The organism is Streptomyces niveiscabiei (assembly GCF_033794345.1).
Lineage (GTDB): Bacteria > Actinomycetota > Actinomycetes > Streptomycetales > Streptomycetaceae > Streptomyces > Streptomyces niveiscabiei.
Map to the genome: position 1 here is coordinate 53,671 of NZ_JARAYJ010000037.1, position 24,713 is coordinate 78,383.

At 69.1% G+C, this 24,713-nt stretch carries 17 protein-coding genes and 1 pseudogene; 5 read left to right on the top strand and 13 right to left on the bottom strand.

Annotated elements, in window-relative coordinates; genetic code table 11:
• Positions 1-78: 78 nt before the first annotated feature.
• The 7 genes from PV682_RS35525 to PV682_RS35555 all read right to left on the bottom strand — a co-directional run bounded on the left by PV682_RS35525 (position 79) and on the right by PV682_RS35555 (position 7,853).
• Positions 79-264, bottom strand: a complete 186-nt coding sequence (locus PV682_RS35525; RefSeq protein ID WP_319735875.1) for a hypothetical protein — start codon at positions 262-264, stop codon at positions 79-81.
• A 104-nt stretch (positions 265-368) separates the two neighbouring features.
• Positions 369-860, bottom strand: coding sequence for a DUF4430 domain-containing protein (locus tag PV682_RS35530; RefSeq protein WP_319735876.1), 492 nt, complete (start codon positions 858-860; stop codon positions 369-371).
• Between the two features lie 126 nt (positions 861-986).
• Complete coding sequence (locus PV682_RS35535; protein ID WP_407705796.1) at positions 987-2,057, bottom strand: LacI family DNA-binding transcriptional regulator; 1,071 nt, start codon at positions 2,055-2,057, stop codon at positions 987-989.
• Positions 2,058-2,364: 307 nt separating this feature from the next.
• On the bottom strand, positions 2,365-4,689 hold the full coding sequence (locus tag PV682_RS35540) for a beta-galactosidase (RefSeq protein WP_319735877.1): 2,325 nt from the start codon (positions 4,687-4,689) through the stop codon (positions 2,365-2,367).
• Between the two features lie 43 nt (positions 4,690-4,732).
• A complete protein-coding gene (locus PV682_RS35545) occupies positions 4,733-6,496 on the bottom strand; it encodes a beta-galactosidase (protein ID WP_319735878.1) in 1,764 nt (587 codons plus the stop codon).
• A 299-nt stretch (positions 6,497-6,795) separates the two neighbouring features.
• Positions 6,796-7,440: a hypothetical protein gene (locus tag PV682_RS35550; RefSeq protein ID WP_319735879.1), complete on the bottom strand. Its 645-nt coding sequence runs from the start codon at positions 7,438-7,440 to the stop codon at positions 6,796-6,798.
• Complete coding sequence (locus tag PV682_RS35555; RefSeq protein ID WP_319735880.1) at positions 7,437-7,853, bottom strand: ATP-binding protein; 417 nt, start codon at positions 7,851-7,853, stop codon at positions 7,437-7,439. Before PV682_RS35555 ends, PV682_RS35550 begins: the two co-directional genes overlap by 4 nt.
• 242 nt (positions 7,854-8,095) lie before the next feature.
• On the opposite strand from PV682_RS35555, the gene PV682_RS35560 reads away from it, so the two are divergent.
• The 3 genes from PV682_RS35560 to PV682_RS35570 all read left to right on the top strand — a co-directional run bounded on the left by PV682_RS35560 (position 8,096) and on the right by PV682_RS35570 (position 9,802).
• Positions 8,096-8,968, top strand: coding sequence for a helix-turn-helix domain-containing protein (locus PV682_RS35560; protein ID WP_319735881.1), 873 nt, complete (start codon positions 8,096-8,098; stop codon positions 8,966-8,968).
• Positions 8,965-9,171 carry a DUF397 domain-containing protein gene (locus tag PV682_RS35565; protein ID WP_319735882.1) on the top strand — a complete coding sequence of 69 codons (207 nt, stop codon included), beginning with the start codon at positions 8,965-8,967 and terminating at the stop codon, positions 9,169-9,171. Before PV682_RS35560 ends, PV682_RS35565 begins: the two co-directional genes overlap by 4 nt.
• A gap of 67 nt (positions 9,172-9,238) precedes the next feature.
• Positions 9,239-9,802 carry a Uma2 family endonuclease gene (locus PV682_RS35570; protein WP_319735884.1) on the top strand — a complete coding sequence of 188 codons (564 nt, stop codon included), beginning with the start codon at positions 9,239-9,241 and terminating at the stop codon, positions 9,800-9,802.
• Positions 9,803-9,924: 122 nt separating this feature from the next.
• On the opposite strand, the gene PV682_RS35575 is transcribed toward PV682_RS35570, so the two are convergent.
• From PV682_RS35575 to PV682_RS35595, 5 genes and pseudogenes are all read right to left on the bottom strand, one after another.
• Positions 9,925-10,161, bottom strand: coding sequence for a helix-turn-helix domain-containing protein (locus PV682_RS35575; RefSeq protein ID WP_407705797.1), 237 nt, complete (start codon positions 10,159-10,161; stop codon positions 9,925-9,927).
• Positions 10,162-10,175: 14 nt separating this feature from the next.
• Complete coding sequence (locus tag PV682_RS35580) at positions 10,176-10,514, bottom strand: helix-turn-helix domain-containing protein (RefSeq protein ID WP_319735885.1); 339 nt, start codon at positions 10,512-10,514, stop codon at positions 10,176-10,178.
• Positions 10,511-10,895 (bottom strand): annotated as a pseudogene (locus PV682_RS35585) (type II toxin-antitoxin system RelE/ParE family toxin). Before PV682_RS35585 ends, PV682_RS35580 begins: the two are co-directional and overlap by 4 nt.
• Before the next feature lie 202 nt (positions 10,896-11,097).
• Positions 11,098-11,661 carry a hypothetical protein gene (locus PV682_RS35590; protein ID WP_319735887.1) on the bottom strand — a complete coding sequence of 188 codons (564 nt, stop codon included), beginning with the start codon at positions 11,659-11,661 and terminating at the stop codon, positions 11,098-11,100.
• Positions 11,662-11,740: 79 nt separating this feature from the next.
• A complete protein-coding gene (locus tag PV682_RS35595) occupies positions 11,741-19,789 on the bottom strand; it encodes a polymorphic toxin-type HINT domain-containing protein (RefSeq protein WP_319735888.1) in 8,049 nt (2,682 codons plus the stop codon).
• Positions 19,790-20,128: 339 nt separating this feature from the next.
• Between PV682_RS35595 and PV682_RS35600 the strand changes: the two genes are divergently transcribed.
• Both PV682_RS35600 and PV682_RS35605 read left to right on the top strand, forming a co-directional pair.
• Positions 20,129-23,236: a DNRLRE domain-containing protein gene (locus PV682_RS35600; RefSeq protein ID WP_319735889.1), complete on the top strand. Its 3,108-nt coding sequence runs from the start codon at positions 20,129-20,131 to the stop codon at positions 23,234-23,236.
• A gap of 340 nt (positions 23,237-23,576) precedes the next feature.
• The gene (locus PV682_RS35605) at positions 23,577-23,798 is read left to right on the top strand and encodes a hypothetical protein (RefSeq protein WP_319735890.1); all 222 of its coding nucleotides are present in this window, start codon (positions 23,577-23,579) and stop codon (positions 23,796-23,798) included.
• A 5-nt stretch (positions 23,799-23,803) separates the two neighbouring features.
• Here the strand turns inward: PV682_RS35605 and ku are convergent, their stop codons facing one another.
• The gene (gene ku, locus PV682_RS35610) at positions 23,804-24,694 is read right to left on the bottom strand and encodes a non-homologous end joining protein Ku (RefSeq protein ID WP_456154982.1); all 891 of its coding nucleotides are present in this window, start codon (positions 24,692-24,694) and stop codon (positions 23,804-23,806) included.
• Positions 24,695-24,713 lie beyond the last annotated feature (19 nt).

Here is a 24,713-nt window from a genome sequence, read left to right on the forward strand (position 1 = left end):
GAAGGCGGGCCGTCCCTCTCGGACAGCCCGCCCCCTCTCTGCTACCGGCGACTCGCGGTCCTGGAGCGACCGTTCGGGTCAGTACCGCGCGTTGCCGGGGCCCCGGTGGCCGGCGCGGGCGGCCGGGCCGGTGAAGCCCGGCCCCCGGTCGTCCGCGCGGACGGTGTGGGCGGGGTGCGTGACGGCGAGCGCTCCGCCGGCGAGGGCCGCCGGGCCGGTCACCGTCATCGTGGCGGCCTTGTTCCGCGGAGTGCTCGTGCGCATCGCTGTCCCCCTGTGTCGTCGGTGTTCGTCCCGTCGCCGGGATGTCACCGATGGTGCCTCGGGGCGTTCCCCGTGGCTTCCCGAGTCGTTCCCGGTGCGGGAGTTCAGAGAGCGGTCCAGGTGAACGCCACCGCGTCGCCGGCGTTCAGCTTGAACTGGCAGCCGCCGACGGGGGTCGAGGTGCCGTTGACGGAGATGTTCCAGTAGGCGGTGGCGTCGCCCTTGACGCCCTTGATGGTCTCCACGAAGTAGTCGTCGAACGAGGCGTACCACGTGCCGTCCCAGGTGAACCCGTTGACGCGGGCCGCGTCGTCCAGGGCGGCCGTCGGGGTGGGCACCGGGGAGGGGTTGGCGCCCGCGTTCGTGCCGTCGCACTTGTGGGTGCCGCCCGTGGCGGGGGTGACGTCGTGGCCCTTCGTCCTGACCTTGCCCTTGAAGAGGAGGCCGTCGGGGCCTTCCACGGTCAGCGTCACCTTGATCGGGACGTTCGTGCCCGTGGAGGCGGCACTCGGCCACTCCGTGTTGGCCTGTGCGGTCGCCGGAACGGCGAGGAAGGTGAGAGCGAGGACGGTCGTGCTGATCGCGGTGCGGCGCATGTCGGTGCCTTCCGGTGCGGAGTACGGATCAACGGCCGTAAGGAGTCTATGGGTTGTTCGGGTCCTACGCGGGGCGTACCCGGTTAACCCTGGAGTACTACTCGCCGGATCGCGGCACGCCACCCCTCACGGCCGGTACGGTGCCGTGCTCGCGCGGACGATCAGCTCCACCGGTACTACGGACGGGGGTACCTCTGGGGTAGGGCCCGCCTCGATGCGGTGGAGGAGGGCGTGCAGGGAGCGGGTGCCGATCTCCTGGAAGTCCGTCCGGATCGTGGTGAGCGGCGGGAGGTAGTGCGCGGCCTCGGGGACGTCGTCGTACCCCACGATGCTGACGTCCTCGGGGACCCGGCGGCCCGCCTCGTGCAGGGCGCGCAGGATACCGAGCGCCATCTGGTCGTTGGACGCGAAGACGGCCGTGACCTCGGGGTTCTTGGCGAGCTGCCGGCCGAGGTCGTACCCGGAGTCCGCGCTCCAGTCGCCGACGAGCGGCTCGGGGGCGGGGGCGCCGGCCGCCTTGAGGGCGGCCTCCCAGCTCTCCGCGCGGCGGCTCGCGGAGGTCCAGCCGGTGGGGCCGGCGACGTGGTGGACGGTCGGGTGGCCGAGGGACAGGAGGTGCTCGGTGGCCTTGCGGGCGCCGGTGTGCGCGTCGGCGGTGATCATGGGGGTGCCGTCACCGAGGTCGTTGTCCATGATGACGAGCGGCATGTCGAGGTGCGCCTCCGCGAGGGCGGCGGCCATCCACAGCTGGGGGGCGATCGCGATCACGCCGTCCGCGCCCTCGGCCGAGAGCCGCTCGACCGCCTCGACGACCGTGTCGGGGTCGGCGGTGTCGAGCGCGATGGAGCTGACGAGGTAACCGGCTTCCTGCGCCGCGGTGTTGACGGCGGTGAGGGTGGAGGCGGGGCCGTACCGGGCGGCGTCGAAGGAGATCACGCCGAGCATGCGGGTACGGCCGCTGGCGAGCGAGCGGGCGCTGCGGCTGGGCCGGTAGCCGAGGGTCCGCATCGCCGCGCGCACCGCCTCCCGGGTCTCCGCCCTGACCGCCGGGTTCTCGTTCAGCACCCGCGACACGGTCTGCTTGCTGACCCCGGCGAGCCGCGCGACGTCCTCCATCACCGGCCGGTTCCCCGCGAAGTTGCGCCTGCTGCGCCCGCCTCCCTTCGTCCCCGGGTTCCCGGCAGCGCCTCTCGTCATGGTGGGTACTTCTTCCCTCGGCCGTCCCCCGGCCCGCTCTCTTCCGGGGCCCGAGGTCGCCGGCACTGGGGTGGCCGACGGATTCACAGGATAGGACGGGGGTGGGTGGAGGGGTGGCTCCGGAGTACTACGGGTTGTAGGGGGTGTACGGGTTGTAGGGGGTGCAGGAGGTGTAGGGGGTTCAGGGGGGTGCAGGGGGTGTACGGCCCGTAGCTCTCAGGTACTACGGGCCGTACGGGTCTGCCGGGAGTAGCTCTGGAGTGGTACGCGGGTACACCTCGGGTCTCCCGGAGACGGCGCCGGCCGCTCAGCCGACCGTCCAGACCCGCGCCGTGACGATCTCCGCGCCCCGGATCCCGGCGCCCTCCTCCCGCTCCACCGGCAGGTACACCCGCGCGGACGGGTCGGACGCCAGTACCCGTACCGTCAGCTCCTCACCCTCGGGTATCAGCCCCAGGCCGATGTCCCAGGGCCTGCCGGAGAAGAACTGGTCGGCGACGAGCCGCTCCCCCACGTACGCCCGGGCCACGTCGCCGTACCAGTGGAGCCGCAGGACGCCGGGCCGGTCGTACGCGGGGACGCGTACGCGGTACTCGGCGGCGGACCGCTCGTACCACTCGTCGGCGGGGGCGCTGGCGCGCTGGAGGACGCCGGTCGCGGGTGGGGGCGGGTCACCCGCAGGGCGTACGAGGTCTACGGCCGGCACGGGGGCCGGGGCCTCGGCTGCTCTCAGGGTGTACCGCGTGAGTACCCCGTCCCGCGTCTCGCTCAGCCCTTCCGCCTTGGGCAGCCCTTCCGGTGCGGGGAGGACGGCGAAGGAGACGGTGTCCGTGCTGTGCGGGGTGCGGCCGTGCAGGCGGACCTCGGCGCGGTGCCGGTCGAAGACGACGCCCTCGGCGCAGAGGATCAGCCGCTCGGCGCCCCAGGCGTAGCCCTTGTAGGCGGTGCGGGCGGTGGCGGCGTCGAGGACGAGGAGGTCGGTCCCGGTCCCGGTGTCGATCCGGGCGCCGGTACCGGGACGGATACCGGTGATCAGTACGCCGCTCCCGTCGTCGAACGCCGGTCCGGCCTCGGCGCCTTCCGGCAGGGCGTCCACCCTGACGCCACCGCCGAGCGCGACTTCGACCGGCACACCCTCGGTCGCGGCCAGGACCAGGACCGTACGGTCGCCGTCCTGGACCGTGCACACGGGCTGCGCGGTGGCCCATTCGACACGCAGCCCGCCGAACTCCATCCTGAACGGCCAGCAGAAATAGGCTCCTTGGGGAACCGTGAACGGCTCACTGGGGAAGGTGAGCCCGCCGACGGTGAACGACGTGCCGGGATGCTCGGCCAACTGCCCGTGCGGCTGGTGGTTGTTGACGAACAGCAACCCGGACTCGCCGTCGGTGCGTACGGCCCACCGCAGCGTCCGCGTGTCGTGCTGCCCCGTCGGCACCTCCAGGGGAAGCACCGACTCCATCGGCGCGACGCGCTTCCCGAACTCCGCCAACAGCAGGTGCTGGAGCCTGAGTTCGTCGTACGAGTCGCGGTACTGGCCGTACTCCCCCAGCGGCGCCTGGAAGTCGTATGTCAGGACCGGGAGGTCGTTGGGGTAGCCGGTGGCGTGGGACTCCTGGAGGCCCGGCCCCGGGTTGGTGCCGCCGTGGAACATGTAGTAGCCCTGCCAGACCGAACCGCAGCCGATCTTCGTGAGCCCGAGGGACCCGATGTCGGCGGCGTCGACGCGTGGGCGGCGGTGGTAGGCGACGGCCATCCCGCCGCCCAACTCGCAGGTGGCCCACGGGAATCGCTCGGCGTACACGGCCGAGTCGACGCCCCGTACGGTGGTCGGCCTGAGGTCCGCGCCGATGCCTTCGTCGTCGCGCTGGTGCGTGAAGAAGAAGTGCTTGCGGCAGGTGTCGGGCCAGCCGCCGTCGGCCTCGGTCCAGAAGGTCTCGGGGTAGCCGCCGTACAGCGGCATCAGCTCATCGCCCGGGAGCTGGACTCCACCCCACGCGGTGGACGTCCACAACGGCGCGTCCATGCCCGCCTGTTGAGCCATCCGCTTGAGAGTGAGCAGGTGGCCCGGCTGGTCGTACAGCTCGTTCTCGATCTGCACCGCGACGATCGGGCCGCCCGACGCCCTTTGCAGGCCGTCGAGTTGGGCCGCGATCGACTCGAACCAGGGCTGTACGGCGGCGAGATACGCCGGGTCGTCCGTGCGGGTGGCGTCGGTGCGGGCCAGGACCCAGTCGGGGAGGCCGCCGCCTCGTACCTCCGCGTGGGACCAGGGGCCGATACGGGGGATGAAGTCGAGGCCGTGGCGGGCGCAGAGTTCGGCGAAGCGGCGGAGGTCGAGGTCGCCGTCGAAGCGGGGTGGGGCTTCGGTCGGCTGGTGGTGGATCCAGATGACGTACGAGGCGACGGCGGTGACTCCGGCCGCCTTCATCTTGAGGAGCTCCTCCTCCCAGCCGGCGTTCGGGTAGCGGGAGTAGTGGAACTCGCCCGAGACCGGGAACCAGGGGTCGCCGCCCCGGGTGAGCCAGCGGCTGGTGACTTCGATGGGGTCGGGGACGCCGGGGGCGTCGGAGAAGGGGAGGTGGTTGGTGCGGGGTGGGGCGGACGGGGCGGGGATGCGCAGGTGGTACATGACTGAACTCACTTGCCTCGCTGGGTTTTCGGGCCGCACGGTTTCACTGGCCCTTCGGGCCGAGATCGGGCGTGTCGACGAGGCGTGCGTGGCGTGTCGTGTTCGCCTGGAGCTCCAGGACGATCAGCGTGTTGGCGCCGGGGCGCAGGACGAGGGCCGGGACGTACAGGGTCTGCTGCGGCCCCCGGTTCCAGTACCGGCCGAGCGAGAAGCCGTTGATCCACGCCTGCCCCTTCGTCCACCCCGGCAGCGAAAGGAAGGTATCGGCAGGGTCGGCAACCTCGAACACCCCCCGGTGGAAGGCGGGTTCGGCGCACGCCTCGGTCTCCGCCTCGGCGTACAGCGCGGCGCCGAGGGGGGCGTCCATCGGGAGCGGGCGGCACTCCCAGCCGGTGACCGGCATGCCGTCGAACGTGACCGGGCCGAGCAGGCCCTTGGGCGTGCCGATCTTGGGGCCGTAGTTGACGCGGCCCATGTTCTCCACGAGGACCTCCAACACGGCGCCCCTGCGGTGCACTTGGACCGGGAGGCTGGTCTCGCGGCGCTCGTTCTCCAGCACGCCGACCGGCGCGCCGTCGACGTACACCTGAGCCCGGTCCCCCACGCCGCCCTCGAAGCGCAGCACGCCGAGGCCGTTCTTCGGCAGGCTGCTGCGGTACAGGACGTACCCGGCCCGCATCCCCAACTCGTCGGCGGTGATGGGGGTTTCGGTGCGAACCGTCCGGCCCGACAGTTCGGAGAGGTACGGCAGCAGCGGGGCCCGTTCGGTCAACTCGACCTCGGTGACGGGCAGTTTGACCGACAGTGCGGGCAACTCCTCCGGGACCGGCGCGTACTTGGCGATGACCTCGCGGAACGCGTGGTACTTCGGGCCGGGGTCGCCGTTCTCGGTGAGGGGGGCGTCGTAGTCGTACGAGGTGACCGTGGGGGCGTACGTGTGGTGGTGGTTGGCGCCGTTGGTGAGGCCGAAGTTGGTGCCGCCGTGGAACATGTAGATGTTCACGGAGGCGCCGGCCGCGAGGAGCTTGTCCAGGTCGGCGGCGACGTCCGCGGTGTCGCGTGTGTGGTGCGGGCCGCCCCAGTGGTCGAACCAGCCGATCCAGAACTCGGCGCACATCAACGGGCCTTCGGGCTGGTGCTCCCGCAGGGTCGCCAGCGCGGTGTCGATCTTCCCGCCGAACGTGCCGGTGGACAGGACGCCGGGGATGCTGCCGGCCTGCTGGTGTTCCGGGTTCACCTGGTCGCAGGTGAACAGGAGTTCCTCGATGCCGCGTGAACGGAACGCTTCCACAAGGTACTTGAGGTACTCGGCGTCGTTGCCGTACGCGCCGTACTCGTTCTCCACCTGGACCGCGATGACCGGGCCGCCGGACTCGGCCATGTGCGGGAGCAGCGGGGGCAGCAGGAGGTCGAGGTAGCGGTCGATGATCGCCGTGAACTTCGGGTCGCTGCTGCGGAGTTGGACGTCCGGCTCCGACATGAGCCAGTGCGGGAGGCCGCCGCCGTCCCACTCCGCGCAGATGTAGGGGCCTGGGCGGAGCAGCACCTTCAGCCCTTCGGTCTGGGCCAGCCGCAGGAACCGTGGCAGGTCCAGCAGGCCGTCCAGCACCAGCGTCCCCGGCTCGGGCTGGTGCAGGTTCCAAGGCACGTACGTCTCAACGGTGTTGAGCCCCATCAGCCTCGCCTTGCGCAGGCGGTCCGCCCACTGGTCCGGGTGCACCCGGAAGTAGTGCAGCGCCCCCGAGATGATCCGGAAGGGCTCGCCGTTGAGCTCGAACGAGGTGGGGGTAGTGGTCAGGGCGGACATGCGGGTCCTTCCGGAGAGGGGGGTACGGGACGGAGAGCAGGCAGAACCTTGAAGGGGCGGATCGGGCACACAGCCTCCAGGGGTCGGCCCACATCATCGTGAGCGGCTCTCAAAACCTCCGACGGCCGATGATGTTACCGGTAACATCAACGGCGTCAACAGGGTTTGTACGAGGGTTTGCGAAAGGGCTGGACAGAGGGGAGGGGGCGGATGGCGTCACGCAGGTCGATGGTGATCCCGGCGTGCTTGCCGCCATCACGGCGCTCACTCGACGTGGTTTTTCCTGTACGGGCAGAGGCTTACGCCTCGTCGTTCCCTCGACTGTCGGCGATTCCCTTCAGGTCGGCGACCTCGAAGGAATGGAGCCTGCGGACCATCTGTGACGCGAGGTACCAGCGCAGGCAGGAGTGGCCGTACGGGAGGGAGCCGATGTCGGCCGGGGCGGGGCGGACGCGGTGGCCGGTGTGTTCGTAGAGGGCGCCGACCACTCCGTGGAGGCGGGGCGCGGGGACGAGGAGGACGGTCGAGTCGCCGTGGAGGTACGGGCAGAGGGTGGCGGCGGTGCGGGCGTGTCTGCGGCAGACCGGGGGTTGGGTGGTCAGGAGGGTGGTTTCGTTCGGGCGTAGTTCGCCTGGGGCTGTGAGGAAGATGAACCCCTGTGGGGTGCGGGCGGGTTGGGCGCAGATCTGGCACAACAGGCGTTGCATGCACTCGTGTTGGCGGGTCGGGTGGACGTCTCGCCATTGGGGGTCGCCGGTGGGGAGGCCGTCGGGTCCGCGTTTCTGCGGGCAGCGGGCCCAGAGGACGTCGTACAGGTCGCGGTCGCCCGGGAGTTCGGTTCGGTAGCCGAGTCGGGGGCGGCCGTCCGGTCCCCAACTTCCGTACAGCGCCTTGTTCTTGACGGGTTCCTCGCCCGCACGGCGCGTGATGTACGGGACGATCACGCCGGGTTCCTTCCGGCGTCCAGGAGACGCAGCCCGCAGCACACGTCCTTGCCGGTCGCCGTCAGCTCTGCCCGCCACCAGTCCGTCAACGCCGCGACGAGCAGCATGCCCCGGCCGGACTGCGCCTCCCAGTCCGGGTCCCTCACGACGGGGAGCGCGCGGGAGCGGTCGCTGACGGTGATGCGCAACTCGTGGGCGGTGCCGTGCAGTACGAGGAGGGCGAGGCCGCCGGCGTATCGGTGGACGTTGGTCAGCAGCTCGGTGACGACCTCCAGCGCGTCGTCCAGAACGGCGTCAAGTCCCCATGCTCGAACGTGGGTTCCGACGATGCGGCGGACCCAGCGGAGTTCCTCCGGTTCGACGAGCAGGGGCAACCGGAACTCGTGGTGCACCTGTTGGGCTTGTTGGGCCATGCCGCCTCCAGTTGGGGAGATGGCAGCCAAGGTCGGCCCAGGCCAGGGCAGTTGATGCCGCCGGGTCGGGCCGGGCTGCCGAGGCACCAGAGTGGGGCAGTCTGAAGCTGCTTCGCAACATACTTCGCGGAATAAGTCCCAACGAGTGAAGTCCCATGAGACTGTGACATATGCCGAGACAAGAGAAAGGCTCCCAACGGCTTGCGCCGTACGACAGACTTGGCCCCGATCAAGGAGGGAAAGTGGCAAGTCGGCAAGGTCCCACGCTCAGGCAGCGCAAACTCGGAGCCGATCTCAAGCGGCTGCGCGAGGCTGCGGGCATCGGACAGAAAGAAGCCGCCGGCGCACTCGACGCCCAGCAGAGCAAGATGTCCAAGATCGAGACTGGCAGACTCCGTCTCCGCCGACTGGAGCTCCAGGCACTGCTCGACCTGTACGGCGTGAAGGACGAACAGGTTCGCGCGGACCTGATCACACTGCTACGGGAGAGTGGGCAGCGGCAGTACTTCCCCGAGTACAACCTCGGTGTGAACCTGCGCGAGATCGTGGAGCTGGAAGCCGAGTGCACGCGCATCGAGGCGTTCTCGGCCATGCACCTGACGGGGCTGCTCCAGATACCGGAGTACGCCTACGCCATGATCTACGGGTTCGATCCATGGCGTACCCCGGAGGATGTACAGCACTACGTCGACCTCCGAATGGCCCGGCAGGAGATCTTCAAGCGGGAGAGGCCGCCGCAGGTGGTGTGTGTCCTCGACGAAGGCGCTATCCGCAGGCCGGTCGGCGGTCCCGCCGTCATGAGGAAGCAACTCGGTCACCTGCTTGAGCTGACGAACGAGTCCTACCTCACCATCCAGGTCGTCCCGTTCGAGCAGGCGGTCTACGCCGGCCTCCACGGAGCCTTCCGGACGATCATCAACGATGACGCCACCACTCTCGACGTCGTGGAGGTCAGCACCAGAGCCAAGGCCCTGTACATGCAGGACGCCGCCGATGTGGAGGTCTACCGGAAGCTCTTTGACGACATTCGAGCGTCCGCCCTATCGTCACGACAGACCGCCGACTTGATCAGGCGGGTGATGAAGGACTTCGAGGGAGCTGACGAGAGCCGATGATCCGCAAGAACCTCCCGGCAGACGGCTGGCACAAGAGCAGCTACAGCGACGGAGCCGACGCCGACTGCGTCGAGTACCTCCCCCTCCCCGCCGACGAGGTCGCGGTCCGCGACTCGAAGGCCCCCTCCCACGGGGCCTTCGTCTTCCCCGTCCCCTCCTGGCTGGCCTTCGTGAACGCCGTCAAGTCGGAGCACGTCCGGTAACTCGCCCGCACTGACGAACCCGGTGTCGCACCCAGTACTCCCGGTCGGGACGAGGAGGTGAAAGGGAATGGCCGTTGCCGGCGGCCACACCGGACCCTGGACCGTTGCCGACGTCCTGGCTCTGCCTGAAGATCGCACCCTCCGTTACGAGCTACTGGGGGAATCCCTCGTGATCTCCCCCGCGCCCGGCGTCCGCCACCAGCGGGCCTCGTTCCGGCTGGCCATGATCCTGCACGCTGCGGCCCAGGCCGCCAAGGCGCCGGTCGAGGTGCTGGAAGCCATCAACGTCACCCTGCCGTCGGGCCTGGTAGTACCCGACCTGGTCGTGACCGACGCCGGTGCGACCGTCAAAGACTGCGTCAGTGTCGACGCCGAGGGCATACAGCTCGTGATCGAACTGGTCTCCCCCGGCAATCGCATGATGGACCGCACATTCAAACCGATGCTCTACGCCGAGGCGGCCATCCCACACTTCTGGCGACTCGAATTCGATCCAGCCCCCATGCTTGTCGTCCACGAGCTGGAAGGCGGCCGGTACACGGAGCGGACGACGGCCCTCGCAGGCGCGACAACCCGCCTGGACACCCCGTTCCCCATCGAGATCGACCCGGCCACACTCTCCCGGCAGTAGAGCTGAAGTCGGCCGAGGTCGGGGCCGTCGTCATAACCGGGCAGCACCGAACCGAAGCAGAAGCCCTGCGTCAGGAGCCTGCCGTCAGCGGTCCGCACCGCCTCAGAAACTCCGAGTCCGTATCAAGCGGCTTCGTCATGCGGAGTGAGGCTGATGGTCAGGTCGGCGCCGAGCGCATGAGCCAGTCGGCGCAGAAGGGGAAGCGTGGGCACGGTCCCGCCGCCTTCGAACCGGGAGATCTGCGGCTGCTTCATCCCGCACCGCTCGGCCAGCTCGGCCTGGGACAACCCGAGTTCGACGCGCCGGGCGTGAACGAGTCGCCCGAGCTCACGGGCGAGCGCGGAAGGCGGGTCCTGCATGGTTCCTCCCCGCCTCAGGCCGCTGGGGCGATGACAGTGACGGTGGGCTCGTCTCCGCCGGCGAGGTGCACGTCCACCGTGAGGTCCAGTGCGCGGGCCAGGCGCATGATGACCGCGATGGACGGCAGCTCGGTGGCCGTCTCGATGCCTTCGATGTCCTCGACGTCGACGTGCATACGCTCGGCGAGGTCGGCCTCGCTCAGACCCAGCTGCCTACGCCGGTCGTAGACGGCCTTGCCCAACGTCATGGCGAGGCCGGCCTCTTCGTAGACCCGGTCGTACTCGGGGTCGGCGTCCAGGTGTTCGCCCAGCAGCCGGCGGTGGCGGCGGGTCCTCCATTCGCTGTGGTTCATCGGTTCTCCTTCAGGTCACGGCTGTAGAGATCGTGCTCGGCGGCGGCTTCATGCTCCGCCTCACACAATCGCTGTGCGGCGTGGGCGCGGTCCACTTCGGCCTGCTCGCGCATCTTGGTCTTGCGGAACACGGTGAGCAGTACGACACGTCGGCCGGGCGCCAGCCAGTAGGTGATCCGCTGATGGGCATCGTCCAGGCGGAAGCGCAGCTCGCGGAGCTTGCCGCCCAGGGGGCGGGAGTGCGGTTCGTCGAGCGTGGTGGGCTGCTCGGCCAGCAGATCCGCGACACGTTCGACCTGCGTGTAGTGCTGAGCGGAAATGTTTCTCCAGCCACAGCCGCACCTCCGGCTCGATCTCGATCGAGTACCGCCCGCCCTCCATAACGCCGATGACATATGGCACGAGGTACAAGAGCATGACCGCCCTGGTACCTCGCGTCACACATGGTACGAAGACTCAAGCACTTCCGCATCGCAAGCTTGGACGAACTCACCAACGCGGTCTCGCCGTAAAGCCCGCCCCACTACACCGATCATGCGCCCAGCAGAACAGCTCATTGGGTCTGGCAAACGACGTTGGGCGGTCAGCCCGAGATACCGTGGCCGAGACCAAGCTCCGGCCGTACGAACCGCTGATAGGCCAGAGCCCACACGTCGGTCTCACGGCGTACTCGTCTCATCGTGGCCAGCGGGTCCTCAGCCCAGCCTTGGAGCAGGGACTCCGTAGTCGCCTGGCACAACCTCTCGAATTCTATAGCGCCCGCTGCGCTGCCCACCCCTGCTTCCAGAAAGCCGACCGCCTCCACTGCGCGCGCGGACATCTCGTCTCGGGAAACTCCCTCATTTCGATAAAAATATGCAATAGCGATCGCAGCGAGATCTCGGTAACCGGAAAGGAAATCTCTGGGCAGTGGTAGCACGGAAGCCTGTTCCCACAGCCTGCGGTTCGCATCTTCAGCTTCCTCGGCAAAGGAAGAAGGGATCTCCGAACCACGCAGATAGCGCCACACTGGCCTGATCCCCCCATCCACGCGGTAGTACAAGGACTGGAGACGGTCGTCGGGACATACAGCAAAAACCGCGCTTCCGATCCGAAGGACCACTGACGCGTTGTAGGCCAGGGCCGTAGCGCGGGCCAGCTCCTGCATTCGTGTGCTCCATCCTGGACAATCGCTACGAGCGCAGGGGAGCGGACACATGCGCTCCCCTGCGGCTGTCATACGTCGGCTACCACTCGGCTGTTGTGGCCGACGTAATTGTTGCCCCTCGGCGCGTCAGGAAGTTCTGACACTGGGGACAGATCGGCCTGCTGACTATCAGCAGCTGCGGCTGGATTTGGAGGATGCCCGCCGCTTCGGTCCACAACTTTACTTCGGCATGCCATAGATCGTCCCTGGCCACTGTACTGGCCGGCTGCGGAACGCGGATGGCGAGTGTGCCCGACCCGAGTGAGGGAAGTGCCGACCACTGCCTCTGCGTCAGGTCTGCGCGTGCTCCGACAGCGACAAGGTCCAACCCACCGGCGGAGGTATCGGCATGCAGCGCACCCATGGTCCGCCAGTTGGCACCCCCACCAGCCAAGTCGGTCATGTCATCGACGATGTCCTGAAGGTGATCAGGGTCAGCGCCACCAGTGCCGCAGTTGTGGACGAGAACCGGAGCCTCGCCCGCCAGCACGTAGTACGTGTGAGTATCACCAATGGTGAGGTTGTGAACCGTTGTCTCCGAACCGGCCCACCGTTGCACAGCCGTGACTCGTACGAGGCTCCCGGCCCCGGTACGCAGCCACTCTCCAGCCCGCAGGTCATTGGCGTCGACCCACTTCCGGAGTTCGGGTACCCAGAAGGGGTGTCCGTCGGTCGCGGTGACGGAGGCTGTCTTGGTGCCCTTGTCGCCGTCGGTGTCGATCGTGATCTTGACGAGGTGCTTGAGACCCGCTCCCTTGATCTCGGCAGTGACCGTTTGAGCACTGGTCTCGCCCGTCTTCGGGTCGGTGGCGATGACCTTGTCGCCGGCCTTGACCTTCTCGATCGGCTTGGTCGAGCCGTCGGCCATCAGGACCTTGGTACCGGGGACGAAGCTGTTGCTGATCGAGCAAGAACCGCCTCCGCCCTCGGCCTTGCCGGAGCCTCCGCTCCCGCTGGACCCGCCACTCCCCCGGGACGACCCCCCGGAGTTCCCGCCCGGTTTCGACCCGGTCGCCTTCGTCGTGCTCTTACTCCCCCCGCCGGCACTCTTCGCCGTGGAGACCTTGGGCGCCGCCTTCGCCTGGGCCTGTTTCTGTGCCCCGTTGCCGGTCTTCTTCGCCCGCGCAGCAGCCGCGTCGGCCGTGCGTTTCGCCTGTTCCGCCGCCTTCTTCTTCGCTCTCTGCGCGGCTTCGCGTTTCGCCTTCTCGATCGCCGCCTTCTTGGCGTTCAACGCGGCCGTCTCGGCGGCCTTGGCCGCCTTCAGGACCAGCTCCGCCGCCTTCTTCGCCGCCTTGAACGACTCGATCGCGTTGATCGTGCGTTTGACGGCCTTCAACACCGACGGGATCTTCCCGAACTTCGTCCAGGGGATCGCGTCCACGATCAGCCCCGCGCAGGACCACATGTCCCCGCCGAAGCACGCCATCGCATCGTTGATGCCGATGAAGTCCTTCAGCGTCTCCCACGCCACCGCCAGGATGACCGACGTCAGGGACTTCCCCATCATCGCCTGGGCCTGCGCGACCTGAGCCGGTGACAACCCCGCCCCCGCAAGCGCAGCCGCCCGCTCCGACGCCGTGAGGCTGATCGACAACCCCGTCGGGTCCGACATCGTCACCGGGTTGTTGTGCGCGTACGAGTACCCGTTGGACTGCAACACGTCGTTGAGGTCCAGGACCGGGTCCGCGGAGAGGAAGCGGCCCACGACAGGGTCGTACAGCCGCGCCCCCAGCGGCTGGAACCCGGACGCATCGTCCCGGTTCGCCCCCAGGAAGCCCTTGTTGGACTGGAAGTCGACCCCGACCGTCCCGGTGCCCCGCTGGTTCCCGAACGGGTCCTGCTTACGCACCCGCACCGGCATCGACCCGTCGAGACCCACCTCGACGTACGTACTGCCCTGATGGTCCCCGGCGAGCGCGACGAGGTACTCCATCCCTCCACCCTGCGCGTACCGCATCACCGCACCACCCGGCGCCGAGTACGTCCGCTGAGAGTTGACCAGCGCACCACCCGCAGCCACCGTCACCTCGGTGTCACCGAGATACAGCGTGGCCTGCTTCCCCTTGACGGCCAGCAGCTGCGAACCGTCGGGCCCGTACACGTACCGCGTGTCGTTCTGCGCAGCCCACTGCTGCTCGGCCCGGGACGCGTCACACGCCGCCAGCACGATCAGCGTGGAGTTCGCCGACGAAGCGTCCTTCACCGCGAAGCACAACCCCGAGGCAGCATGGACGAGCTGACCGGCGGTCGTCCGCTTGACCTCCTGACCGGCCGCCCCCGTCACACACTTCTGGAGCTGCACCGCCGAACCAGCCGTACTGCCCGCAGGCTGAGCACACCAGTCGTCGTAGATCCTGAACGTCCCCCGGTTCCGGTCCGCCTGCCCCGGAGCGACGGAGAAGCTCCAGCGCTGAGCCGGCGTCCCGTTGCAGGAGTACAGCTGGATCGGCTGACCGGCGGCCGTGACGCTGCTCTTCAGGTCTACGCACTTGTCGGCGAGACCGACGTACGGCGTCTTCCCGCCCGTCCCCGCACCCGTGATCCGCTCGACCTTGCCGTCGTACGTCCAGGCCAGCTCCTGCTTGTCGCCGTTCTGGACCGAGGTGATCGACTTGGTCTCACCGGTGAGTTCGTACAGGCGCTCGGCCTCGGCCGTCACCTCCGGGCCGCCGGCAGCGGCCCGGTACTTCTTCGACACCTTCGTGAGGGTGTGCGGCTGGCTGCCGTCCGCCTTGCCGTACGCGTACGACGTGACCGCGTCCAGCTCGGCGGAACCCGCGAGGTTCTTCTCCGTCAGCTTCGTGCGGTTGCCGACGAGGTCGTACTCGTACTCCTGCCAGTAGCCCGAACTGTCCGCGCCCGCCGAGACGTTCAGGGACCCGTCGGACTTCTTCGGGCCGACGCACGAAGAATGATCACCAGAGGTCCACGCCGTCTTCAGCTGGCCCAGCGGGTCGTACGTGAAGCACTGGCGTTCGGCGGCCTTGCCCTCGGCGTTCTCGCGGATGGAGGTGACGTTGCCGGAGGGGTCGTAGGCGTAGGTGCGGCGGGAGACCAGGTTGCCGGGGACGACCGCCGTGTCGGTCTTGCCCTCCCGGTGGACCGACTGCTCGGTCAACTCCCCGCTCGACTCGTCGTACAGGGCGCTGGTCCAGACGCGGTACGGCTGCGCGCCCAGCGTCGAGCGCAGGACCTGGCCGTGGACGTCGTAGACGGTCTCGGCGCCGTACCAGTCCTTGCCGCTGATGGAGAGCGGCTTGCCGTTCTCGTTGTAGCGGACGACCAGGTTCTCGGCGTCGAAGCGGCCCGCCTTGGGGAGGGTCGCCTCCTGGAGGCTGCCGGTGTCGGTGTACGTGTAGCCGTACTTGTACGTGGTGTCCAAACCCCACGCGTCCTTCAGGGACTGCGGGAGGGTCAGCGTCGTGGACGTCGGCTGGTAGTCCTTCGTGTAGCCGTCGACCTTCTGCGTGTACGCCTCGCCGCTGGTGTAGCGGGTCGCGCTGTACGGCATCCCCTTGCCGCCGGGCGCCTTGTCGTAGTCCAGGGACGCGAGCAGGGTGCCCTTGTCATCCCCAAGGCGCTGCTCGGTCGGGCGGGAGAGGGCGTCGTAGCCGTTCCAGACGGTGGCGCGCTGGGTGATGGTCTTCAGCGTGCGGTCGCGGTGGTCGTACTCGGTGCGCGTCGTGCCCGTGTCGGGGTCCGTCGCCGTGACCTGGCGGCCCCGGTTGTCGTACGTCCAGCTCCACGGGCTGTTCGGCTGGGCCGAGTTGGCCGCCTTCGTCAGACGGCCGTGGCGGTCGTACGTGTAGCGCGTGGACGTGAAGCCGTTCGGGGCCTGCGGGTTGAAGGTGTCGAGGCGGGCGGTGCGGCCCAGCGCGTCGGTGTAGACGCGGTAGGACGAGGTGCCGGCCGGGTTGATGACCTTCGACCAGTCCTGGCCGTACTCGTAGCGGGTGGCGCGCTCCTCGACCGGCTGTGAGGTGGCCTCGCCGGACTGCGGGTCCTTGACCTTCAGGACCGGGGTCTCGGTGAGGACGCGGCCGAGGCCGTCGTAGCTGTAGCGGGTGATGTTGGGGACGACGGTGTCGGCGAGCGGGGAGAAGAGTTCGCCGGGCTTCGCGTCGAGGGTGAAGTAGGCGTTGTTGGTCTGCCAGATCTCGCCGGAGGTGTTGTAGAGGGTGTCGGTGATCAAGTGGCCGCCGCCGTCGGCCTGTTCCTGCGTCTGGCGCTCACGGCCCAGGCCGTCGTAGAGAGTTACGGAGGTCTCGATCCGGTTCTCGTGGCCGCGCGCGTACGTCGTGACGTACGGCGGCTTGACCTCCTCCCGTGTCGCGTTGTGCGCCGGGATCGTGTAGACGGCCCTGAAGTCCGGTACGGCCGAGGCGGACGGGGTGCGGCCCGCGCCCCAGGCCTCGACGAGGCGGCCGAGCGCATCGTACTTCGCCTCGCTGGTATGGCCGTTGGCGTCGGTGGTCCGCAGCGAGGTGCCCCGGCCCGGCTCCAGGTCCTGGATCTGGGTGTGGCCGGCCGCGTTGGTCTCGGTGACCTTGAAGACCTGGCCGGTGGGCGGGGTGTAGGCGATCGTGCCCGAATTGCCGTCCGGGTCGGTCTGCTTGACGACGCGGCCGGTCTCGTCGAACTCGGTCCGGCCGTTGGACTGGAAGCCGGAGGCGTCGCCCTTGAGGGACCAGGTCTGCGACGCCTCGCCGAGGGTGCCGGCGAGGAGGGCGGCGCCGTATGACTGGCCGTCATATGCGGTGCGGGTGGCGCCACTCAGGGTGGAGAGGTCCGTGAAGTCCGCTGCCGCACAGGTGGTTGGGGAGACCAGGACCTGTTTGGACAGGCCGATCAGGTTCTTTGCCGTCTGGTGGAGGTATTCGAGGCGCGTGCAGGACTCGTCGCCCGTCCTGCCGGTGTCGCCGAGCGACTCGACCTGGGTGGGGAGGCCGTGCGTCGGCTCGTACGTCGTCGTCGACTTGACGGTCCGCAGCGTGCGGGTGTCGTCGCCGGTGCCGGAGGAGCGGGTGTACGCGATCTCCTCGGGTTCGGTGACACGCCAGGCCCTCAACGGGGTCAGGCCGTCGTCTCGGGTGCGGGTGGCCAGGACCGTCGCCTCGGGGACGGTGACGCTGCGCGAGAGCCAGTCCGTGTCCGCGTCCGTGGCCTCGGAGTACGTCAGCTCCTCGGCTATGCGGCCCGCGAACGGCTCGCGGTCCTTGGCGATCTCCGCGCCGGTGATGTCCTTCACCGGGACGTCGTCGCCCATGCCCCGGAAGAAGCGGGTGACCGCCTTGGAGCGCTTGCTGCCGATGGACGGCTCATCGCTGCCGGTGATGACGGTGGTCTGCTCGAACCCCGCGAACTGGGAGTACGTACGGGTGGCCTTCTTGGTGAACTCGGCCTCGGCGAGCCGCCAACCCGCGTTCTTGTACCGGTAGGCGGTCTGCGTGGCGAACGCGCCGGCGATGTTGGGGAGTTCCTCGATGGTGTCCACGACGTACTTGTGGAACCAGTCGATGTCCTCGACCTCGGGGTCGGGGTGCCAGTAAGCCGGGTAGCACAGACGGGTGTTGGCCTTCAGCTCGGCGGTGTCCTTCTTGCCGGGCAGGCCCGTGCCGGTCTTGCAGTCGCCCTCGGGGGTCTTGTAGGTGACGACGGTCTCGCCGCCGTACTCGTTGATCACGCGGCCGACGCGCAGGCGGGAGAAGCCGGGGCGCGCGTCGTCCTTCACGCGGTTCGGCATGTCCTCGGCATTGGACTCGAAGCGGACCGCGTTGAGGGTGGTGCTCGCGCCTGCGCGGTCGTAGCCGGTGCGCTGGACCGACTCCAGCCACAACGCCGTGTTCGGGCCCGTCCTCAGGACCGGGAAGTCGTGGGTGAGGGTGTACTTGTCGACCGGCTGACGTGCCGTGGAACCGGCGACGCGCTGGGTCTCGGTGGTGACGGCCGTCAGGCGCTTGCGGGTCCAGAAGGACGGGCCCGCGTTCCAGCACTTCTTTCCGGAGGCGGCGCAGCGCAGGTCGGCCGGGGTGTCGTACCAGATGCGGTACTTGCCCGGGTCCTTGTCGGTGAAGTTGGCCTCGGAGCAGACGCCGTCCTTCGGCAGGCAGCGTTCCGCGACGGAGAAGGTGACGCGGGAGGTCGCGGGGGTGTCCAGGACGCTGCCGTCGGCGTCCTTGCGCTGGCCGTAGTCGATGTGGTCGAGCCAGGCGCCCCGGTCGTACTTGACGGGGGCCTTGAAGTTGAAGTTGCGGGCGTAGTGGTTCTCCTCCTTCTGCCACCACAGGGACATGGCGTTGCCGTGGACGTCCTCGACGTAGTCGAGGTTCCAGCGCCAGCCCTGGGTGCAGGCGGAGTTCTTCCACTCGGACTGGTAGCAGTCCTCGCCGCTGTGGTTGCCGTACACCGGGACCGTCAACACCGAGTCGGTGACCGGCTTTCCGCTCGACCAGCCGGGCAACCTGTGCTTGCCGAAGTGGTACTTGGTGCCGTCGCGGGTGGTGACGATCCAGTACTCGCCCTTGTAGGCGCCGTTGCCGGTGGATTCGTCGCGGATCTGCTGGACGACGGCTCCGTCACCGTTCGCCGTCGTCCACTTGCCGTCCGCCCACACCAGTTCCGTGGTCGTGCCGCCGAGGGAGAGGGTCGCGTTGTCCGAGCCCCAGCACAGGTCCGAGGTGCGGTGGGTCTTGTTGTTCGAGCCCGCCTTCTTGGAGTCCTCGCGGCAGGTGGCGTAACTGCGGGTGATGGAGCCGGGGTTGTAGTCCCAGCCGTCGCCTATCCAGGACGCCTGGTTGTTGGTGGCCGAGGTGCGGCCGTCGACCGTCTGGGAGGAGTAGCCGAAGCTGACCTTCGGCGTGAGGCCGCCCGCCGACTCCGGGACCTGGAGCTGGTAGCCGTACGTGAAGGCGCCCGAGGAGGAGCCCGCCGACCAGGAGCCGGAGGAGAGGAGGGGGGTGGCGGAGAAGTCGCCGGAGGTGGAGGAGCCGGTGTCGAGGGCGCCGACTACGCGGGGGCCTGCGGCGTCTACGGCGGGGAGGGCGGTGGTGGCGGGGGTGGCCTTCCCGACCGCGCGGGACGCGGTGGCCTGGGTGGCTTTCCCGGCGGCCGAGGTCGCTTTCCCGGCTGACGGAGTCGCTTTCCCGGCCGTGCGGGACGCGGTGGCGGACGTGTCCCGCGCAGCCGCACCGGCGATGTCGGCCGGAGCGGCGGAGCTGTACGTGAGAGCCGCGCCGGCGGTGCCGGCCAGAGCGCGGGAGCTGTACGCGGGGGCGGCGTCGGAGCCGTACGAGTCGGCTGTACCGGCGGTCCGGATCGACGCGCCGGTCGTGGTCGAGGTCTCCGCGCCCGCCAGCAGCTCGGCGACCGGCACCGACCCCGTCAGGATCGTGCGGGTCTTCTCCTGCCGAGCGGCGGTGATCGTGGCCGGGGCCTTCGCCGCCGGGACCTCCTCGACCTCGCTGGACAGCCGCTCGGGCTGCGCCTCGGCCGTGCCCGACATGGTCGTGACGCCGTCCTCGGGGGCGCAGTCACCGGTGCCGGGGGCGTCCAGGACGCAGTCCGGGAGCAGGGTGAGGCCGAAGCGCTCGGCGGCCTGGGGGCCGTACAGGTCGGCGAACGCGGTGGTGTCGACGGCGAGGGCGACCTGGGCGGCCGGGTCGGCGGTGGCGGGCGGGGTGACCCGCATGATCAGGCCCGAGACGCCGGCGTCCTGGGAGGTGGCCGGTGAGGCGAGGTCGACCTTCCAGTCGCCGACGAGCGTCGCCGGGTCGCCGCCCTCGGGGACGCCGACCGCGATCGGGAGGTCCTCGACGGGGACGGTGGTGCCGGGCGCGGTGTCCGCCGCGATCGTCGCGGTGCCGCTGTCCTCGGTCCACGGGGTGACGGCGGTCGGTGTGTACGGCTCGACGGGGACCTCGGGCGCGGTCTGGAGGTTCTTGTCCGCCTCCTCGTCGCCGTCGAGGGGATCGGTCTCCGGCAGCTTCGGCAGCTCGATCGCCCTGGTCATGCCGGGCGCCGGCACCGACCACGCCTCGGAGTTGAGGCTCGTCACGGTCAGGACCGAGGACAGCAGCAGAACCGTCGCCACGCGGACGCGGCGCCGTCTTGGACCTTGAGAACGCAATCGCACACGCATACGCGTCGACCCCACCCAGGCGATGCAGACAACAGAGCTGATCAGGACCTTCTGGCATGAGCACCGCAGAGTTCAAGGGCTTTGAAGTGGAGCAGAACCGTACGTTTGAGACTTGCACCACAGGCCAATCCGTCACCGAGCGTGCTGAACCGGACACAAAACCCCCAGTAAAGCGCTCACCAAGCCTCCATCACGGATTCATAAAATTTTCATCCGTGGACGAACGGTGAGAACCGTGTGATCGTGTCGGCGCTCTGTCTTCATCCGTCCTGGTTCACACGGGAGTGGTCCGTGCGTACACGCACCCGGCTGACCCTCGCCATCGGCCTGGTTCTGGCCGCCCTGACTGTCGCCCTGCTGCCCTGGTGGCACCCCGACGATCCGCCGACTCCCGCCGCCCGGGGGCCCGTTGACGCCCGCAAGGCCGAGGTCGGCCCACGGGACGAGGCCGCTGCCGTGGCCGAGTCCCGGCGTACCGGCAAGGCCGTGGCCGTCGACACCGCGACCACCGCCACCGAGTTGACCTGGGCCCTGCCCGACGGCCGGATGCGCACGGAGGTCGCGGCGCTCCCCCGGCGTGCGAAGAACGCCGAGGGCCGCTGGGCGCCGGTCGACAACCGGCTCCGGCGCACCGACGACGGCATACGCCCCGCCAACCCGGTGGTGCCGCTGCTGTTCTCGGCCGGGACGCGGCAGGACAGGGCGGACCGGTCGTACGCGCGACGCGCCCTGACGGCCGGTCAGGACACCGTGCTGGCGCAGACGGTCATCGGCGGTCACGCCATCTCCTACACCTGGCCCGGCGAGCTGCCGGAGCCGGTGCTGAGCGGTCAGCGCGCCCTCTACTCCGAGGTGCTGCCCGGCGTCGACCTCCTGATGGTCGCCCGCGCGGAGGGCGGTTTCGCTCAGCTCCTCATCGTCAAGACCCGTGAGGCCGCGGCGAATCCGGCGCTGGCGTCGCTGTCGTACGGGCTGAAGTCGTCCACGGCCGTCTTCCGGTCCGACCCGTCGGCGCAGCGCGTGCTGATCACGGACGCCTCCGGCGCGGAGATCGGGTCCGTGCCGACGCCGTTCGCGTGGGACTCCGGCGGACGCGACCCGGAACTGCCGCAGGACCCGGACGCGCCGGGCGACTCCGTCGCGACGCCGGAGGAAGTGCTGGCCCTGTCCGGGCTGAACGGCATCGAGCCGGGCTCACGGCAGGCACCGGCGCCGATGGCGCTGACCGGGGAGGGGACGGGGACGGCGCGGCTTGAGGTGAAGGCCGGTCAGACCGGGCTGCTCAGCGACCCTGAGGCCCGCTTCCCGGTGTTCGTCGACCCGGCGATCTACCCGCGCACGACGGGTTGGACCGTGGCCTACCAGCCCCACCCCAACTCCAGCTTCTGGAACGGCGTCAACTACAACGACGGCACGCCCGAGGCGCGGGTGGGCCACGAGAACGACACCGGAGGCACCGCCCGTTCGTTCTGGCGGATGAACTACAACAGCTCGCTGAAGGGCGCGACGGTCAGCAAGGCGACCTTCAAGGTTCTGAACAACCACTCCTGGTCGTGCGAGAAGCGGGAGTTCCAGCTCTGGATGACGGGAGCGATCTCGTCGGGCACCACGTGGAAGAAGCAGCCGGCCTGGACGACCGAACTCGACCGGAAGTCGTTCGCACACGGCTGGAAGTCCGGCAACTGCCCTGACGAATTCGAGGTGTTCGACATCAAGGCCGCCGCGCAGAAAGGCGCGGACGCCGGCTGGTCGAGCCTCACCCTCGGGATGCGCGCGACCAGCGAGCGCGACACCCAGACCTGGCGCAAGTTCCAGGCGGCCACGGCGCAGCTGACGGTCGAGTACAACCGCCCGCCGGCCACCCCCAGCGGCGTGACCAGCGCTCCCGGCGGCACCTGCAACACCGCTGCGGCCGGGGCGACGATCGGCAAGACCAACGTGGTCCTGTCCGCCAAGTCCACCGACCCGGACGGCAACCTCAAGGGCCTGCGCTTCCGGATGTGGAAGTCCGGTGCCGCCGTCCCGGCGGGGACCCTCGTCACCAGCCTGTCCAGCGGCAAGGCGTCGATCACCATCGCGGCGGCCAACCTCGCGGACAAGGGGGTCTACTTCTGGGACGTCCGCGCGGAGGACTCCGGCGGGCGGGTGTCCTCGTACTTCCCGACCACCGGCAACCGGTGCGCGGTGACCATCGACGCGTCGGCCCCGTCGCCGCCGACGGTCGACAGCGATGTGTTCCCCGAGCTGACCAGCGATGGGCAGACCTGGGCGAAGGTCGCGTTCGGCGGCACCGGAGCGGTCACCTTCGCCTCTCCGGGTGCGACCAAGTTCCGGTACGGGATCGAGGGGTTGTGGTGGAAGACCGTGGACGCGGTCGGCGGCGCCTTCACCGACCCGGCGCTCAAACCCCAGCACACCGGCCCCAACTGGCTGAACGTGTACGCCTTCGACGCGGCGGGCAATCAGAGCGCGGTCACCAACCACGGCTTCTACGTCCCGCCCCGTGACACGGGCGACGAGCCCGGCGACGTCAGCGGCGACAAGCTGCCCGACATCCTCCACGTGAACGGCAACGGCCAGCTCTTCACCTGCGTCGGGCTGCCGGCCGGTGAACTCCAGGGCTGCATGCCCGCCTCGTACACCACCGGCGGAGCGCTGCACCCCGCCGGGCACTGGTACGACGCGGCGACGAACAGGGCCGCGCTGATCACCCACTTCTCCGACGCGTACCCCGGCGACGGCATCACCGACCTCTTCGCCGTCTCTCCCGACGGGACCTTCTGGCTCTACCCCGGGGACGGGTACGGCAGCTTCGACGTCACCCGGCGCGTCCGGATCATCCTGCCGTCCGACGTACCCGCGCCCTCGACCTGGACGCAGATCAGGGCCGTCGGCGACATCACCGGCGACCGGCTGCCCGACCTCTTCCTGCGCTCCGGCGGCTCCTTCTGGGTCCTCTCCGGCTACACCGGCGGGAAGTTCCAGACGGCCACGATGATGAACCCCGACGCGTGGGCCCGCCGCGACATCGTCAACGTCGCCGACATCAACGGCGACACGACGCCCGACATGCTCTTCCGCAACCTCGACAACGGCGCCATGTCCGTACGCCACGGCAAGCCCGGCCCCGTCACCGGCAGCGCCGACCTCGATTCCCTGAAGCTCGGCTCCACTTCCCTCAGCGGCCAGGACGTCGCGTACGGCACCGGCTGGGCCGAGTCCGCCGTCTCCACCGCCATCGGCATCCCCGACGTCAGCGGCGACGGCATCCCCGACATCTGGGCGCGGTCCGCGACGGACGGGCAGATCCGGCTGTACCACCCGAGCCGTACGAACACCAACGCGGCGGTGAAGGTCGTGCTGTCGGCGGACTGGAGATCGGTGAGATCCATCGGCTGACTTACACGAGAAGGGGCCACCCGGGCGGAATCCCAGGTGGCCCCTTCTCATATTCACACGGAGGACCAGGCCGTGAAGGCACCTGTCACGAAGCCCTCTCAGCGTCCCGCGCACGGCCGGCCGGAGGCAGCTGCCGATGAACTCCCCTCCAGGGGCGCTTGGTTGGCCGCCCCGCGCTCGCTCGGTCCGGTGACGTCGTCGTTCTTCGAGTAACCGGCTCGGGGTGCGGGGGTTGTTCCGGGCAGCCGCCGGAGAAGTGCGGCAGGGCGTGTGCGCATCTGTATGTCGGTGGAGTGCGGCGGGTGAGTCAGTGTCACCACGTGACGAAATGAGGGGTGTTGTGAGCGAGCGGCAGGGCGCGTGGCTGCGGCGGGTCGGAGTGGGTGGGTTTGTCGGGGGAGTTGTGGCGGGGCTGGCGTTCTTCGCGTTCTTTCCGGGACTGCCGCACGTCATCGACTGGGGTGCCGTGATCGTCTCGCTGGGAGTGGGGGGTCTGGTCCGGTGGGGGTGCCTCGTGTGGGGGCGCAAGAAGGTTTCCGGTCCGGAGTGCAGGCGTCCGTGAGGTGATCACGCCGTCCGCTTCCGGGCAGCCGTCTTCTTCGCCGCCGTTCTCTTCTTCGGCGCCGTCTTCTTCGCCGTCGCCTTCTTGCGGGGCGGGAGTTGTTTGACCTCCGCGTCCTCGCCGCGTGACGCCTTCGCCGCGTTGACGCTCTTCTCCAGGGCCGCCATGAGGTCGAGGACCTTGGCGGAGGAGGGAGGAGAGGCGGGCTCGGACGGTGTCTCGCCGGAGGACTTCGCGGCGATCAACTCCTGGAGCGCTTCACGGTATTCGTCGTGGAGGTCGTCCAGGTCGACCTCGCCGAGGGTGTCCATGAGGACGTCCGCGAGGTCCAACTCCTCTTTGCGGATGGCGACTTCGGTCTCGGGTGCGACGCCTTCGGGGACGCGGACCTCGTCCGGCCACAGCAGCCCGTGCATGGCGATGGCGTCGCCGACGACGCGGAGCATGCCGAGGCGTTCGCGGCCCCGGAGCGCGTACTTGGCGACGGCGACCTTGTTGCTGCGTTTCAGGGCCTCCCGCAGCAGCGTGTACGGCTTGGCGGCGGGGATGCCGGACGCGGCGAGGTAGTACGCCGTGTCCATCTGAAGGGGGTCGATGCGGTCGGCCGGGACGAAGGCGACGATCTCGATGGTGCGGGCGGTGGGGAGGGGCAGGTGGGCGAGGTCGTCGTCGGTGATGGGGACGATCGTGCCGTCGGCCTCCTCGTACCCCTTGCCGATCTCGGCGCCCGCGACCTCGCGGTCCTCCAGCTCGCAGACCTTGCGGTAGCGGATCCGGCCGCCGTCCTCGGTGTGGATCTGCCGGAAGGAGACGGAGTGGCTCTCGGTCGCGTTGACCAGCTTGATCGGGATGCTGACCAGGCCGAAGGAGATGGCGCCGTTCCATATGGATCGCACGGTTGACATCCTTTCCGTC